The 14,575-nt window shown below is 48.0% G+C and carries 15 protein-coding genes; 5 read left to right on the top strand and 10 right to left on the bottom strand.

What is annotated here, in order from left to right; genetic code table 11:
* The first annotated feature begins 151 nt into the window (after positions 1-151).
* The 3 genes from GJR95_RS40740 to GJR95_RS40730 all read left to right on the top strand — a co-directional run bounded on the left by GJR95_RS40740 (position 152) and on the right by GJR95_RS40730 (position 2,824).
* On the top strand, positions 152-1,864 hold the full coding sequence (locus GJR95_RS40740; protein ID WP_162391344.1) for a glutamine--tRNA ligase/YqeY domain fusion protein: 1,713 nt from the start codon (positions 152-154) through the stop codon (positions 1,862-1,864).
* Between the two features lie 187 nt (positions 1,865-2,051).
* Positions 2,052-2,198, top strand: a complete 147-nt coding sequence (locus GJR95_RS40735) for a restriction endonuclease (protein ID WP_232541019.1) — start codon at positions 2,052-2,054, stop codon at positions 2,196-2,198.
* 185 nt (positions 2,199-2,383) lie between these two features.
* Complete coding sequence (locus GJR95_RS40730) at positions 2,384-2,824, top strand: DUF6036 family nucleotidyltransferase (protein ID WP_162391343.1); 441 nt, start codon at positions 2,384-2,386, stop codon at positions 2,822-2,824.
* A gap of 15 nt (positions 2,825-2,839) precedes the next feature.
* Here the strand turns inward: GJR95_RS40730 and GJR95_RS40725 are convergent, their stop codons facing one another.
* The 3 genes from GJR95_RS40725 to GJR95_RS40715 form a co-directional block, all read right to left on the bottom strand.
* The gene (locus GJR95_RS40725; protein ID WP_162391342.1) at positions 2,840-3,337 is read right to left on the bottom strand and encodes a YybH family protein; all 498 of its coding nucleotides are present in this window, start codon (positions 3,335-3,337) and stop codon (positions 2,840-2,842) included.
* 78 nt (positions 3,338-3,415) lie between these two features.
* Complete coding sequence (locus GJR95_RS40720; protein ID WP_394370012.1) at positions 3,416-5,059, bottom strand: M14 family metallopeptidase; 1,644 nt, start codon at positions 5,057-5,059, stop codon at positions 3,416-3,418.
* A gap of 120 nt (positions 5,060-5,179) precedes the next feature.
* Positions 5,180-6,766: an amidase family protein gene (locus GJR95_RS40715; RefSeq protein ID WP_162391340.1), complete on the bottom strand. Its 1,587-nt coding sequence runs from the start codon at positions 6,764-6,766 to the stop codon at positions 5,180-5,182.
* Positions 6,767-6,951: 185 nt separating this feature from the next.
* Here GJR95_RS40715 and GJR95_RS40710 point away from each other — a divergent pair, with 185 nt between their 5' ends.
* Positions 6,952-8,277 carry a M20/M25/M40 family metallo-hydrolase gene (locus tag GJR95_RS40710; RefSeq protein WP_162391339.1) on the top strand — a complete coding sequence of 442 codons (1,326 nt, stop codon included), beginning with the start codon at positions 6,952-6,954 and terminating at the stop codon, positions 8,275-8,277.
* Between the two features lie 90 nt (positions 8,278-8,367).
* On the opposite strand, the gene GJR95_RS40705 is transcribed toward GJR95_RS40710, so the two are convergent.
* On the bottom strand, positions 8,368-9,396 hold the full coding sequence (locus GJR95_RS40705; RefSeq protein WP_162391338.1) for an SDR family NAD(P)-dependent oxidoreductase: 1,029 nt from the start codon (positions 9,394-9,396) through the stop codon (positions 8,368-8,370).
* Between the two features lie 198 nt (positions 9,397-9,594).
* Here GJR95_RS40705 and GJR95_RS40700 point away from each other — a divergent pair, with 198 nt between their 5' ends.
* The gene (locus tag GJR95_RS40700) at positions 9,595-10,164 is read left to right on the top strand and encodes a type 1 glutamine amidotransferase domain-containing protein (RefSeq protein WP_162391337.1); all 570 of its coding nucleotides are present in this window, start codon (positions 9,595-9,597) and stop codon (positions 10,162-10,164) included.
* 54 nt (positions 10,165-10,218) lie between these two features.
* Here the strand turns inward: GJR95_RS40700 and truA are convergent, their stop codons facing one another.
* The 6 genes from truA to GJR95_RS41745 all read right to left on the bottom strand — a co-directional run bounded on the left by truA (position 10,219) and on the right by GJR95_RS41745 (position 14,168).
* Complete coding sequence (gene truA, locus GJR95_RS40695) at positions 10,219-10,986, bottom strand: tRNA pseudouridine(38-40) synthase TruA (RefSeq protein WP_162391336.1); 768 nt, start codon at positions 10,984-10,986, stop codon at positions 10,219-10,221.
* A gap of 90 nt (positions 10,987-11,076) precedes the next feature.
* Positions 11,077-12,393 carry a DUF6600 domain-containing protein gene (locus GJR95_RS40690; protein ID WP_162391335.1) on the bottom strand — a complete coding sequence of 439 codons (1,317 nt, stop codon included), beginning with the start codon at positions 12,391-12,393 and terminating at the stop codon, positions 11,077-11,079.
* A gap of 105 nt (positions 12,394-12,498) precedes the next feature.
* The gene (locus tag GJR95_RS40685; protein WP_162391334.1) at positions 12,499-12,951 is read right to left on the bottom strand and encodes a hypothetical protein; all 453 of its coding nucleotides are present in this window, start codon (positions 12,949-12,951) and stop codon (positions 12,499-12,501) included.
* Positions 12,952-13,053: 102 nt separating this feature from the next.
* Entirely contained in the window at positions 13,054-13,257 is a 204-nt protein-coding gene (locus tag GJR95_RS40680; protein ID WP_162391333.1) for a hypothetical protein, read from the bottom strand.
* A gap of 483 nt (positions 13,258-13,740) precedes the next feature.
* Positions 13,741-13,953 carry a hypothetical protein gene (locus GJR95_RS40675; protein WP_162391332.1) on the bottom strand — a complete coding sequence of 71 codons (213 nt, stop codon included), beginning with the start codon at positions 13,951-13,953 and terminating at the stop codon, positions 13,741-13,743.
* A 65-nt stretch (positions 13,954-14,018) separates the two neighbouring features.
* The gene (locus tag GJR95_RS41745; protein ID WP_174260255.1) at positions 14,019-14,168 is read right to left on the bottom strand and encodes a hypothetical protein; all 150 of its coding nucleotides are present in this window, start codon (positions 14,166-14,168) and stop codon (positions 14,019-14,021) included.
* Positions 14,169-14,575 lie beyond the last annotated feature (407 nt).

Below are 14,575 nucleotides of genomic sequence, written 5' to 3'. Positions count from 1 at the left end.
AACGGCGTGTACTATCTACAACTATTTACAAGTATCATTTTGTTCGCTTATACTCTAAAATATAAGATAGCTTTCCTCTATAATGCTGCTTTTCGTTTGCCAAACCCATTTGATCACTGTAATTTCGGGACTTTATCAGTACATATGCGCCATGGCGGAAGCAACGAAAGACTCTTTGGAGAACAGTACAGCTGACCGGTCTCTGAATTTTATTGAACAATTTGTAGAAGAAGATATTGCAGCCGGTAAAAACGGTGGTCGCGTTCATACGCGTTTTCCGCCCGAACCGAACGGCTACCTGCATATTGGCCACGCTAAATCGATTTGCCTCAATTTTGGCCTGGCCGATAAATATGGTGGGCAAACGAATCTCCGTTTCGACGATACAAACCCCGTTACGGAAGATACCGAGTACGTTGACTCGATCAAGAACGACGTACGCTGGCTGGGATTCGACTGGGAAAATGAGTTTTATGCGTCCGATTATTTCGATCAGCTTTATGCATTAGCCGAAACGCTGATCAGGAAAGGATTGGCCTACGTCGATGATTCGACAGCGGAAGAGATTGCTGCTCAGAAAGGTACGCCTACCGAGCCGGGACGTATGAGTAAATATCGCGACCGGAGTGTAGACGAAAACCTGGATCTGTTCCGTCGCATGAAAGCCGGTGAATATCCCGATGGTGCCAAAGTGTTGCGGTCCAAGGTTGATATGGCCTCACCGAACATGCAACTCCGCGACCCGATCATTTACCGGATCAAGCACGCGCATCACCACCGTACGGGCGATACGTGGTGCATCTACCCGATGTACGACTTCGCCCATGGTCAGTCAGACGCCATCGAGCACATCACGCATTCGCTCTGTACGCTGGAATTTGAAGTCCACCGGCCCTTATACGACTGGTTTATCGACAAGCTGGAATTATTTCCATCCCGTCAGATCGAGTTTGCGCGGCTCAACCTGACCTATACGGTCATGAGCAAACGGAAACTCAAGCAGTTGGTAGAAGAAGGCCATGTCAACGGCTGGGACGATCCCCGTATGCCAACGATTGCAGGTATCCGTCGTCGCGGCTACACGCCTGCCAGTATTCGTGAGTTTGCCGATCGCATCGGTATTGCCAAGCGCGACAACCTGATCGATGTGGGCCTGCTGGAGTTCTGCATCCGCGAGGAACTGAACAAGACGACTCACCGCGTAATGGCCGTGCTGGACGAGAAACCGCTGAAACTAGTCATTACGAACTACGAGGTTGGCCGGGAAGAGGTCATGCCCATTGAAAACAACCCCGAAGATCCTACAGCTGGCGAACGTAATGTGCCATTCAGCCGCGAGGTGTACATCGAGCGCGATGACTTCATGGAGAATCCTCCCAAGAAGTTCTTCCGGTTGTTTCCGGGTGGTATGGTGCGGTTGAAAGGTGCCTACATCATCAAGTGCGACGAAGTAGTAAAAGATAACGCCGGTGAAATCATCGAACTGCATTGCTCCTACATTCCCGAAAGCCGAAGTGGTTCCGATACATCGGGCATCAGTGTAAAAGGCACAATCCACTGGGTGTCGGTGCCACACGCCGTTGAAGCCGAAGTTCGGCTTTATGACCGCCTGTTCTCGGTTGAGAATCCAGCGGCCGATGAGCGTGAATTCCGGGAGTTACTGAATCCGGCTTCGCTGGAAGTCGTCCGCGCCTTTGTTGAACCGGCTTTGGTAGAAGCGGCCCGCTCTGGCGCACAGAGCAATTTCCAGTTCATGCGCAAAGGTTATTTCATTCTCGATCAGGACACTACTGACGAGCGGCCTGTCTTTAACCGTACCGTCACGCTGAAAGACAGTTGGGCGAAAGAGGTGAAGCGGGGGTAACTTTTTAAGTATCCCTACCAGTATAGATGGTCTTTATTTGCAACGAATGTCATCAGACAGGAATTTGCCAAATAAAGACCATTTTTGTATCCATGTTATAAGAACCTGAACCTAATGGCCAAAACCAAAAAGCATACTAATTTACCAAAGCTCAATGAGTTGTTCATCCCTGTTGTTCAGGCTTTGATTGCTACGTGAAAGTGGTTTTGTTCAGGTAGAGGTTACTGGCAAAACTGGAGATGGAGGTATTGACGGTAAAGGCATCGTTAGAATAAGTGGATTTCTAAGTTTTCATATTATCTTTCAATGCAAGCGTTACAAAGGACTGGTTTGATCAGTTTTAACTAGAGTTCCCCATGCCTCCCATCCGAAAATCCAGTAATCCCGACGACATCCACGCTTACGACAAAGAATATTGGTGGTCTAAAACGCCGGAAGAGCGTTTGGCGGCTGCACTGAAGCTAATTCGTAGAGCCAAAGCCATTTATTATGCAAATCCCAAAAATCCCCCTTTAGGCAATGGAGGACAAGTACTTAAATCTAATAAGCCTATTCAACGAAGAGGGCGTTGAGTACGTAGTTTTAGGGGGTCATGCCGTGATTGCCCATGGATATCTTCGTACGACTGGGGATATTGATATTTTCGTACGACCCAGCGACGCCAATGCACAACGACTCTTAAGAGCTTTATACCGATATGGTTATCAAAATGGCGAATTTGAACATTCAGATTTTACTCAAGTGCCCAATTATCTCTCCTTCAATCGGTATGATGAATGGATCGATTTAATGACATTTACCTTAGGTGTAACTTTTGATGAATGTTACAATAATAGAGTCGTCCTAACGATTGAAAATGTACCAACAAACGTAATTAGCCTTCCTGATCTAATCCGTAACAAGCGGGCAATCGGTCGTCCTCAGGATTTAATCGATCTGGAAAATCTGCCAAATCCTTAGAGCGAGAAGTACCCTTTACTTCCCACAATCTGCGCTCCCTGTACATCCTAAGCTGACAAACAGTTCGGAGCGAATCTTCCAGCCTGCGTCGGTTTTGCGCCACATTGCCAGGTAAACACCCGTCAATATTTGAATTCCATCGGGCCGCTGAAAACGACCCGTCCAGTGTCCGTTCTCAGCGGCCAGCACACGACTGGTACTGACCTGAATGCTGTCGGTATTGCGGAGATATCCCAGAAAGTTAGAATCTTTGAATTGTACCGAAACCGATGCCAGCACCGAATCGCGGCCCGATACATGAGGACCACTACCGCGTGTCACTTCAATATCAGGTAGCATTGTCTGGCCAAAAGCTGCCAGATCACGAGCCTGAATAGCCCGATTCGATTGCGCTCTCAATGCCCGAATGGCCGAAATATCTGGCACTTCGGTACGCTTCGTGGAGCCAGATTGTGCGTATAGCCAAAGCGGCATCAGCATAGAGATAAAAAAAGCAGGCAACGAACGGATCATAGTCAATAACAACTAAACCTATAAGGTCTTTGAGACCTTATAGGTTTTAATGAAGACCTTATAGGTTTGGGTTTTGAATTACTTCAGCCGATAAACAGGATAGCGGTTGTGCGTTTTTTCGTAGTAGGGCGTCTGCCGATAAATGTAGTCCAGTTGAGCATCGGCGCTTTCAGCAAACGCTTTGTCGGAAGCGCGTTTCTCATCTAACTGTTTGCGCAGGGCCGAATTGTTTTTCACTAAATCAGCAGCAGTATCTTCGAAAATATAATCAGAGAAATATTCTTTCTGATCGAGAATACTGTCGAAGAAATTCCAGGCAAAAAACGAATCGATGCCCTGCGGCTCCAGCGTTTCGACTATGAATCGATTCGTTGCCTGATCAGTCTTAACCAGATAATCACCTGTGTAAAATTGAATTTGTTGCTGCTCAGTCCTCAGTTTTACCCCAGAATGGATAAAATGACCCTCATAAGGGCGTTGTGGGCTTTTATAATCGGCAATGTAGTAAGCCGATACAGTAATCACCGTGTCTCTTGATAGCGTTTGCAGTTTTACGCCATTGCGTTTTAAGAGCGTTATTACTTCAGGCCAGGCCTGTGGGATAATGTAGGCACCCGGTTTGTCGACCTGTACGTCAGCGACAAATGTGTTCCGGTATGGAATACGCTTCGTAAATGGTTTTGTCCGGTCATAATAAAGTCGCTTCAGGCCCGACACATCGCTGGGTTTGTAGGCGGCTTCGTACCCTAAAAACGTAATGGAATCTACTTTACTACGGTCCCATTTGTAGCTGAGCGGAAAGGTCGTCTGCTGCTGGACAGCCTTATCGGCTCGCTGCTGATTCGCCAGAATCGTTTGCGCATCGCGTTCGCAGAGTCTCAGCACGGCCTCATCGAAAACATACGATGCCTTTACACGCGCTGGGTACGGCTTCCACATGTGCGTTTCCAGCGTGAAACCGAAACAGTTGAATAAGGCCGCGTAGCCCGTTGAATACCGGGGAGAATCATTGTAGCCCATCAGACCACTTTCGGGCGTATCGCCCATGTGATTCACGTAGGGCGCGGAGGGAAAGCCTTTAGCTGCCAGCATTTTATCTAACTCAGGCTGAAACGTATGCGTCATATAGCCCGACACGGCCTGATGGAGTTTGTCTTTCTGCGTCGAAAAATAGGTCAGTACATGCTGGTAGTCAGCCCCGTCGCTCGTATGATTATCAACCAATACCTGTGGTTTCAACGACTGATACATCAGTTGAAAGGAACGTGTATTTTCGGCTTCGGCTTTGATAAAATCGCGGTTCAGATTCAGGTTTCGGGCATTCCCCCGAAAACCGTAGGATACAGGACCATTCTGATTTACTCTCGATACGCTCCGATTCAGAGAACCATCGACATTGTAGACCGGAACGATTGCCAGTAGCACATTTTTGGGCAGCTTATTAGCCTTCAGCAGATCGCGGGCCAGCATCATACAGGCGTCGATACCCTCAGGTTCGCCGGGGTGTATGCCGTTGTTTATCAGCAGCGTAACACGATCGGGCCGGGCCGTAAACTGCTTGTCGGCCGCCAGCAGAAACAGATGAAGTGGCTTACCAATATCGGTTTTGCCAACTTCAACAAGTTTAGCCTGTTCATACTGCCTGTCTAATTGCTGATACCAACTGATAATCTGAGGATACGTGGCTGTCTGGTTCGTATCGCGCTCATAAGGGGTCAGCATCGAGACGTTAGACTGCGCAAAAAGCGAACCCGACAACAGGTGTATTACGAACCAACTCAGGCTCACTAGTCGAAGAAAATAGGGGTTAGATGACGAAGGGACAGGTTTCATGTAGCAAATTTAACGAAGCGCAATTACGCTCTTATTTTTCTTCTTCGGTAGCGGTGGTGTGCTCTCGGGCGGTCGCCGATGATGCGTAGCCTGTTCGTAGGCATAACACAATTTAATGAGTACTGGCTCACTATAAGGCCGTCCAAAAAACTGTAAACCAGCCGGTAAACCATCGTATGTAAAACCCATTGGTACCGAAAAAGCAGGAAAACCCGTCGGTGGCGACAGGGCATTATTATTCGTTCCTGAGGGTGTATTTAAATCGCCAATGAGCCGGGGTGGATAACTGAACGATGGATAAACCAATACATCGACCTGCGTCGAATCCATAGCCCGGAGTAACAGTTGACGCAGCCGGGCCCGTAAGGCCAGGTTCTTCGTCCAGCCCTTGTGCGCTTCGGGGGCCAGTGTATCGGCATTCGCATCCAGCAGCGTTTTTTCGAGATAGGGGTGAAATTGTTTCGATTTAATGATCGACGTCAGGCTCTTATGCGGTGCGTTAGGCCCCAGATTAGCGAGATACAGGTTAAAATCACGCCGTAGCTGTGGAATGGTATCAAACGATTTGTTGATCGTATCCAGTTCAGGCACTCGTACAGAGTCGATCACGATAGCTCCGGCGGCCCGCAGTTCATCCAGCGCTTTATTGAATAGTGCATAGACTTGCGGATCAGAATTTTTCGGCGTACACAGCTGACGGAACACACCAATCCGTGCTCCTTTCAGTCCATTTTTATCCAGAAACTGCCGATAGCTTGCCGGGATTTTACCCTCACTTTGACGAGTCACGGTATCGGCTTTGTCATAGCCCGCAATAACCTCCAGCACTCGTACGGCATCTTCAACGGTTCGGCAAATGGGACCGCCCGTGTCGTTGGTCATTGCCAGGGGTGCGATGCCGTCCCGGCTAACGAGTCCCAGCGTAGGCCGAAACCCAACCAGACTTTGGTGAGAAGCGGGTCCACGAATCGAGCTACCGGTGTCAGTTCCCAGGCCAATAGCGCCAAAATCAGCAGCTATGGCAGCAGCCGTACCACCACTGGAGCCCGCTGTTGTACGCTTCATATCATACGGATTCCGCGAATAACCGGGCAAGATAGAACTGACAGAAAACTGGCCAGATGAGGCAAATTCGGCCAGATTCGACTTTGCAATGATGATAGCTCCGGCGTCGCGAATCCTTTTTACGACAAATGCATCGTCGGGTGGTATTGACTTTTTCATCGCCAATGTACCGTTGGTGGTCGGCATGTCGAAGGTATCGTAGTTGTCTTTCACAATGACCGGAATACCATGCAAAGGGCCAACCATTTTGCCAGTCACTTTGTAGATCGAATCCAGCCGGTTGGCTTCAGCCAGTGCTTTTGGATTGACCATAATGATCGTGTTCAGGTAGGGCCCCTGTTTGTCATATGCGTCGATCCGATCCAGATACATCTGTACCAGTTGAACCGCCGTTAGTTTGCCATTCTGCATCGCTTCATGCAGGCTGCTTACGGTTGCCTCACGCAGTTGTGCCGGTTTAAATGATTGCCCGCGGGCTATCAGTGTCAGGAATAGAAAACAGGTTAATAGAGGCAGTACAAATTTCTTCATGAAAGAGCGAATCGTATAGGTTAACAGAGCAGTTTGGCAGGAGTCAACAGAATAAGCTATAACTTTACAGTTATTTCAGCAAAATTTTACTATAAATCTAAGCCTTGAAGCAGAACAATCAACAAGCTCCCACAAAAAGTACAAGTTCATATTCTTTTCAACACGTTTTCCATACAACCTCATTTATGTATCGACTACTCGCTCCGGCCGCCTTATCACTATTGCTGATCGGCTCTACTAGCCAGCTTCTCAAGGCCCAGCAGGCACTGGCTATTGACAAACGCTATGTGGACGAAATAAAAAAACTGGCCGATCAGCCCGCTGTGAAAACCGCTTTTCAGACATTCATTGATCTGGAACCGCAAACCAAACAGGACCTGATTAATTTAACAGAAACTCCATCTCCTCCCTTTAAAGAACAGGTAAGATCGAAAAAGTATGCGGCTATGATGAAAGAAGCTGGCGCTGATTCGGTCTGGATCGATGAGGTTAACAACGTGATCGCCAAACGGAAAGGAAAATCTGGCAAAAAAACGGTCATCGTTGAAGCGCATTTGGATACAGTCTTTCCCGAAGGAACCGATGTGAAGGTCAAGCAGAAAGGCGACACCCTCTACGCACCCGGCGTCGGGGATGATACGCGCGGATTGACCGCTGTTCTGGCCGTTCTGAAAGGCATGGAAAAAGCCGGTATTGAAACAGACGCTGACGTATTTTTTGTAGGCGCTGTTGGCGAAGAAGGTCTGGGCGATTTACGGGGAGTTAAGCATTTATTACGAAAAGATGGCGGTTTCAAACCCGATTCATACATTGCCGTCGATGGCGATGGTATTGGCTCCATCACGCACCGTGGCCTGGGTTCGCACCGCTACCGCGTTACATTTAAAGGCCCCGGTGGTCACTCATACGGGTCGTTTGGGATTGTCAACCCACACAGCGCGTTAGGGAAAGCCATTTATTACTTTACAGCCGACGCCGACAAGGCAACACGGCAGGGGGTCAAAACAACCTATAGTGTCAGCGTTATTGGTGGCGGAACGTCGGTAAACGCCATTCCTTACGAATCCTGGGCTGAAATTGATATGCGTTCAGAAAGTCCCGAGAAGCTCAATGAAGTCGATCAATTGTTGCAGGCAGCCGTCCAGAAAGCCCTGAAAGATGAAAATAGCATAAAACGCCAGGGCCCTGATCTAACCGTAGACGTAAAAAAAATCGGGGATCGGCCATCCGGAAAAACAGACGCTACAGCCTCTATTGTACAACGGGCCATGGCGGTTTCAAAATACCTGAACGCGGAGCCCAGTCTCGAAGTATCTTCAACAAACGCCAATACGCCAATCGCATTGGGTATACCCGCTGTGACAATCGGCAGTGGTGGTATAGGCGGTGGTGAACATGCCCTGAACGAGTGGTGGCTCAATGACAAAGGGTACCTGGGTATACAGCGGGTATTGCTCCTGCTGCTGGCCGAAGCGGGCCTGGATAAGGGCTCACCCATCGGGAAGAAATAATCCTATACGTCAACATACCACGACACGAAGCCGGTATAATTCACAATATTGATCCGTGAATTATACTGGCTTCGTGTCGCGGTATGTTATTCAATTACCCATCTCATTATTTTCCACGGCCGCTTCATCGGTCAGGCGCGTCAGTATTGATTCTGAGAGCCAGGTTTCGCTGGCTTTGCCGACGGTGCGTTGCTCACCAATTCCACCCGGTTCAGGCAGCAACGTATTAGCCCAGGCCAGGGTGTCAGTTATCAAACCCGGTGCAAAACCATGAATAGCAGCAGCTAGCCTGGCAGGAAGCGTAATAATCCGCTCTGCTTCTCCTTTACGGCAGGCATCTACAATCTGTCGGGCGCAGGTATCGGCGGCAATGGTGAACAACGGTATTGAGTCGCTAATCTTGAATACAGTATACTCTTTCTCGTTCTGCCCTTTAAAAAGCGCATTGCGCGGACTTCCGGTGCGGATCAGGCCGGGACAGATTGTTGTAACGAGAATATCGTCCTTCAGTAGTTCGGATCGAAGCCCTTCTGAATAGCCAACAAAGGCGAATTTGCTAACCGAATAGGGGGCCAGATGGGGTACAGCTACTTTCCCTCCGAACGAAGTAATATTGACAATTCGCCCTGATTTGCGTTCTCTCATCTTCGGCAACACAGCGTTGATCATGGTAAAAGCCGACCAGAAATTACTTTCCATCGCTTCCCGAAAATCGCCTTCTGTCATGTGCTCAACTGGCCCGACAATGATCGTTCCGGCATTATTGACCAGTATATCTACGGGGCCTAGTACCTGCCCGACAGCTGTAATAAACTGCTCTACCTGGGCTTTGTCGGTAAGATCGCAGGCATAGGTAAATACATCACTCCCGCGCATTCGTAAGTCCGCCTGAGCCCGGTCGAGTTCAGCCTGATCGCGGGCACAAATGGCCACATTAGCGCCTTCCTGAGTAAACTTTCGTGCCAGTTCAAGGCCTAATCCGCGTGAACCGCCAGTAATGACAACCGTTTTATCATGGAAGTCAATTGCTCGTTTTTTATTTAGAAAGGCTTTTGCTGCTACCACCGCTCCAACGCCTGCCAGCATCCACCAAAATCCGTTATTAGTCAAGGTGCTCATCGTCTGTTGTTGTTTTGTACGCACAGCTTATTCAACCATCACAGGAACTGATTGTTGGCAGCGTTGAGTGACTGGGGTCCATTCGACACCTGTTTGTGAAGCTTTCAGAGGAAGTTAAAATTGCTATTTCCCATAACTATACTATCTACACAGAGTTACTTTAAACATACAACAGGGCATTAAGCCAAGTCAACGATTATGGAAAACCAACAAAATCTGCAAGGGAAAAAAGTAGCGGCCATGATGACTGATGGGTTCGAACAGGTAGAAATGACTGAACCTTGGAAGGCGCTTCAGGCCGCTGGCGCAACAGTTCACATCATTGCTCCTAAAGGTGGTAGCGTAAAAGGATGGGACGAAACCGAGTGGGGAGAAACGTTTGATGTTGATTTGCCACTGGCAGGAGCAGATCCGGCTCAATACGATGCTTTGCTTTTGCCAGGGGGCGTTATGAATCCAGACAAACTCCGCCTGGAACCCCAGGCGGTTAAATTCATCAGGCATTTTTTTGATCAGCAAAAACCGGTTTCGGCTATTTGTCATGCACCAACGATGCTGATTGAAGCGGATGTGATTGATGGCCGAACACTAACCTCCTACCCTTCTATCCAGACTGATCTCAAAAATGCAGGCGCTAACTGGGTCGATCAGGAAGTGGTTGTCGATGGCAATCTGGTTACCAGCCGCAAACCTGACGATATACCTGCATTTAACCGGGAAACAATCAAATTGATCAGTGAAGGGGTGAAAGAAAAGCGAACAGCTTAGTCAATGGGCAACAGGCAGCGATCGTAAAATCATCGCTGCCTGTTGTTTTATCGATCATCCAACCAGTATCCGCTGCGCCAGCAACCCCGCAGGATACCCAACATCAACCAGATAAAGTCCATTGGCTGGAGCCGCCCGACCGGCAATGGTACGATCCTGAGCCACAATCAACTGCTCGAATTTTTCCAGACTCATTCGATTTTGTCCTATCTCAAGCATGGTTCCAACAATCGTGCGGACCATTCCCCATAAAAACCGATTGGCTTTAATATGAAACGTCAGCAGGTCGGCTTCACCACGCTCCCAGTAGGCAAAGTCGAGTCGACAGCGAAAATGATCTACATTAGCCCGCGCTTTGCTAAAGCTTTTAAAATCAGTGTATTTGAGTAATACCTGACAGGCTTCGTTCATCCGATCGACCTCCAGTTCCGGCCTGAAATGATACGTCAGATTATTTTCAAAGGCGTTTTTATACCGCGTAATGTGGTATTGATAATAGCGCGAAATGGCCGAGAATCGGGCATGATCATTCGGGCGTACGGGGAAGATCGTACGAATCGCAATGTCTTCCGGCAATATGCAGTTGATCGAATAAATTAATGCGTCTGACAACAGAATCGGCTCTTCGAGATCAAAATGAGCAAACTGTTGTCTGGCATGAACGCCCGCATCGGTACGACCACTCCCAACAACAAACACAGGTTTTCGAAGTCGTTTGGTCAATGCGGCTTCCAGCGTACTCTGTACACTACTGCCATTTGCCTGAGTTTGCCAGCCATGATAGGCTGTTCCCCGATACGATAATTCAATAAAATAACGCATATCGGACAAAAATACGCCCAAACCGCTCAAAACGACGAAGCCGCTTACCAATGGATGTGCGGCTTCGTCGAAAAAGTCAATTTGTATAGCTTAGCGTGGTCCACGACCACCGCCCTGAAATCCACCCCGGCCCTGTTGGCTGGGTTCAGATGAACGTGGCTGAAGTTGTGGCTGGGCTCCCCGATTTTCGGGCATCCGCTGAAATCCTCCTTCGCGACCATTCGGTGTCGGCTGACTTCCGCCAGAGGGGGTCTGAAAGTTAGGGCGCTCAAACGAACGGTTGGGATGTTGAGGAAAACTTCGCTGCGGAGCACTGTTACCGGTTTCGGCGGGCTGGTAGCCTCCCCGATTCGACTCAAACGACCGATTTGGCGCCGGATTATTGGTAGGGGCAGGTACATTCGGCGTCGGGTTCGCATATGAACCACGTCGATCAGGCGAAAAGTTACCGTTGTACTCCCGACTGCTGGGTGCGCCATTGCCATTATAATCCCGACTCGGTGTTACGTTCCCGTTGTAGGCACCCCGGTTAGGGACATTGTTTCCATTATAATCCCGATTGGGGGAATTATCGCCGTTATAAGACCCTCGACCTGGGGCATTATTTCCATTGTAATCGGGTCGGGGGGCATTATTGAACCGATCATTATGACCGTAATCCTGCCGATAATTGGGCGAATGATCAGGGCGGTAAAAGCCTACCGATCCATTCCCAACAACCGAACGACCGGGCCGATCCATGTTGTCGATTCGATAAACAGGCACGCTACGACGGGTAACACGCTCAATATCGCCACGTGGCGGCCCGTAAACATAAGCCCGGTTGTTGGTCCGGTAATAGTTATTGATAATTGTCGTATTCTGATAGATGTTGATCACCGTAGGTCGTGGCACACAATAACTGTATACGCGCGGGCTGGTGATATAAATCTGCGGAACGAAGGTCCAGTAAGGAGCCGGGATGTTAATATTTATGTTGATATTCATGCCTGGGCCAAGAGGTGCCCAACCATAATAACCACCGCCTGAACGCCATGAAACCCAGGCGGGTCCCCAGTCGGTACCCGGAACCCAGATCCAGCCACCATAGGCAGAATCGAAAATCCAGCGGCCGTAGTGGAAAGGTGCCCACCCCCAGGCATAATCAGAAACCCAGGTATTGCCATATTCCGTAACAACCCAATGGCCAGCACTGGCGTAGGGCTGAAAATCCGGACCTGCATTTGGAACCCACACGTTTCCGTAGCCTGGATACTGTATCCATTGCCCATAAGGAGCCAGTTCATCATAGAAAGACTCGACCGGAACGCTGACACCCGGCTGCGCCATCGTTTCCGGAGAGAAAGACGGACTTAAGGCCAGCATTGTTACCAGACCAAGCAGCTTTATCGTTTTCAGGATAGTCATGATTTAAATCGTTTGCGTGCTGAGTTTCAAAACTCATCGTTGGTTAGATTGCCCGGACACGTAAACGTTTAATCAGCTTTCCAAAAGATATTGTAATGAAGGTTTCTACGATTTTAGCCGTTTAAAAACAGCACCGGCTACCAGTCCACCGAACAAATACCAGCCAATCGTCATCATTGCAGTAGCGGTGGTACGATTTGTTGGCTTTTCACCCAATCCTATTGGTCCAGGGAGCGTAACGGCGCCTACTCCAGCTAATGTCCCAAGGGCAGCTCCAGTCAGCAGAGACTGTTTTTTATTAATGCCCACCAGACTATAATACAGCGAATTGGAAATCACGTCGCCGAGTATAGCCATGCCATAAAGTTTATTTTCTTTAGGAGGTTGTTCGCCAATGGCCTGAATAACTTTGGCAAGACTTCGCATTCCAAGAATATCAGCGCGAGGTGCATTGGGCACAAACTGACGAATCGTTTCGTGCAGCACGTTTAGAGCAACAGCTCCGGCAAAGCCACTGCCAAGTGATTTCGACAGGGTAGACGTATTATTAGCAGACATAGGCGTTGAGTATTCTGGTATCTAACTCAAGAACCCGTTAATTGGGTAGTTGTTTACTGAATTAGTCAGTATGTCTGTATGAAAATAAAAAAAGCCAGCTACTTAGGCTGGCCATAATCCACTAAATCGGCGGATTAGAATTAACACCAAAGCCGTCATCAGGATCAATCCGCAATCGATCAGAAAGGTTCGAAATCGCGGATTGATTCCTTTTGTAGGCAAAACAGCCAATGGATGTTGCAGTTTTAATAGACTATCCACTATTGTTTCTGCACCATCAATACGGCTAAAACCGGTTCTTTTCATAAAGTATGTACTAAACTGTTTCTTACTAATCCTCTCTTGAGCGAAACCACCCTGCTCTGACCGGCTGGACCATCAATGAGTTTGATTTGATTAGTGGTCGAAATGCCCGTTCAAGCAAATCACTCCAGTTCACAATTTCAATCATTCGAGAGAATCCCTTAGCGACCTGATTAACAACATTTTGCATAACTTGGGTTAGTTTTAAGAAGAATGTATTGCGCTGATATTCAGCAAAAGTCGAGAATCTAATCGGTGTATTAAGTCCTGCTGGACTACTATACAAGGTATACTTATTACAGGTATTGGCTAACAGACAGGAAAAGCGAGGAATCTACGTAGCGTAAATCAATCACGGCCGCTAGAACCGATGAAGGAGGAGCAGGTAGCTAGTTAACCCTTCAGCATCAGTTTATGTTACAGAAATTAATTATTTATTTCCAAACAAAGAAACTAATTCTAAATCAACGCCTTACTACTATTCATCTAGCCAGCCAATCCGGTGATCGAGTATATTCCATCCTGGATCGTTACATCCAGATTTTTACCCACCCATTGCTGAATGTCAACCCCTTCTGAATTGATCGAATTCAGGCGTACACCTTTATTTATTACCTCTTTGTTTAGAATACGCACCGGAACGCGACAAACGAAGCCGTCATCAGACTTTGTAAAGAGATAATTAAAAATAATTGTCATGGTTGACTTGATTTAACGGGTGAACGCCTTATCTGAGGATAGCAGGCCACTCTAGTCGGTATTGTTTATTTTCGTCCCTTTGAATCAGGTTTGGCTGGCGATAACTCAAGGGCCGAAGCCGTTTCACGCTGCTCATATTTAGGTACTTTCGGAGCTCCGTGGACTTTACCTGCTTTGGTAGCTACCTTTTTCATCGATTTCTGATTGTTAGCCATTCTGATAGTTGTTTTTTAACAGTGAACTGAGATAAGCTGACAAATCATTGGGAGTAATACGAAGCTGGAAGGCGTTTTCAACGCTTTTATTTTTCCAGGCTAGCTTTCGCAGCGATCTTACAATACTCCAAATAGGTACAGGTAGCGTAGCGTTTAAGTGGTAGTTCAAACGACGTTTTCCCTTTTGCCATCATTTTAAAAAGAGAGATTAGCCTTGTCGAAAAAAAGCAGACTGAGAGCGAAGAAGATAATGACAACCTGATTGTGGGGAGATCTGCTTACACAGAAGCACTCGCTTCCCTACTGCAACGGGGCAGTCGATCATAATAAACGGCATTTAATTGCCCGTAAGCATGCACACAACAAAGGCGCTACCAGCTAACACTATTTTCGGGGAACGCTTATTC

This window comes from Spirosoma endbachense, from assembly GCF_010233585.1.
GTDB lineage: Bacteria > Bacteroidota > Bacteroidia > Cytophagales > Spirosomataceae > Spirosoma > Spirosoma endbachense.
This window is presented reverse-complemented; position numbering and strand designations above follow the sequence as displayed.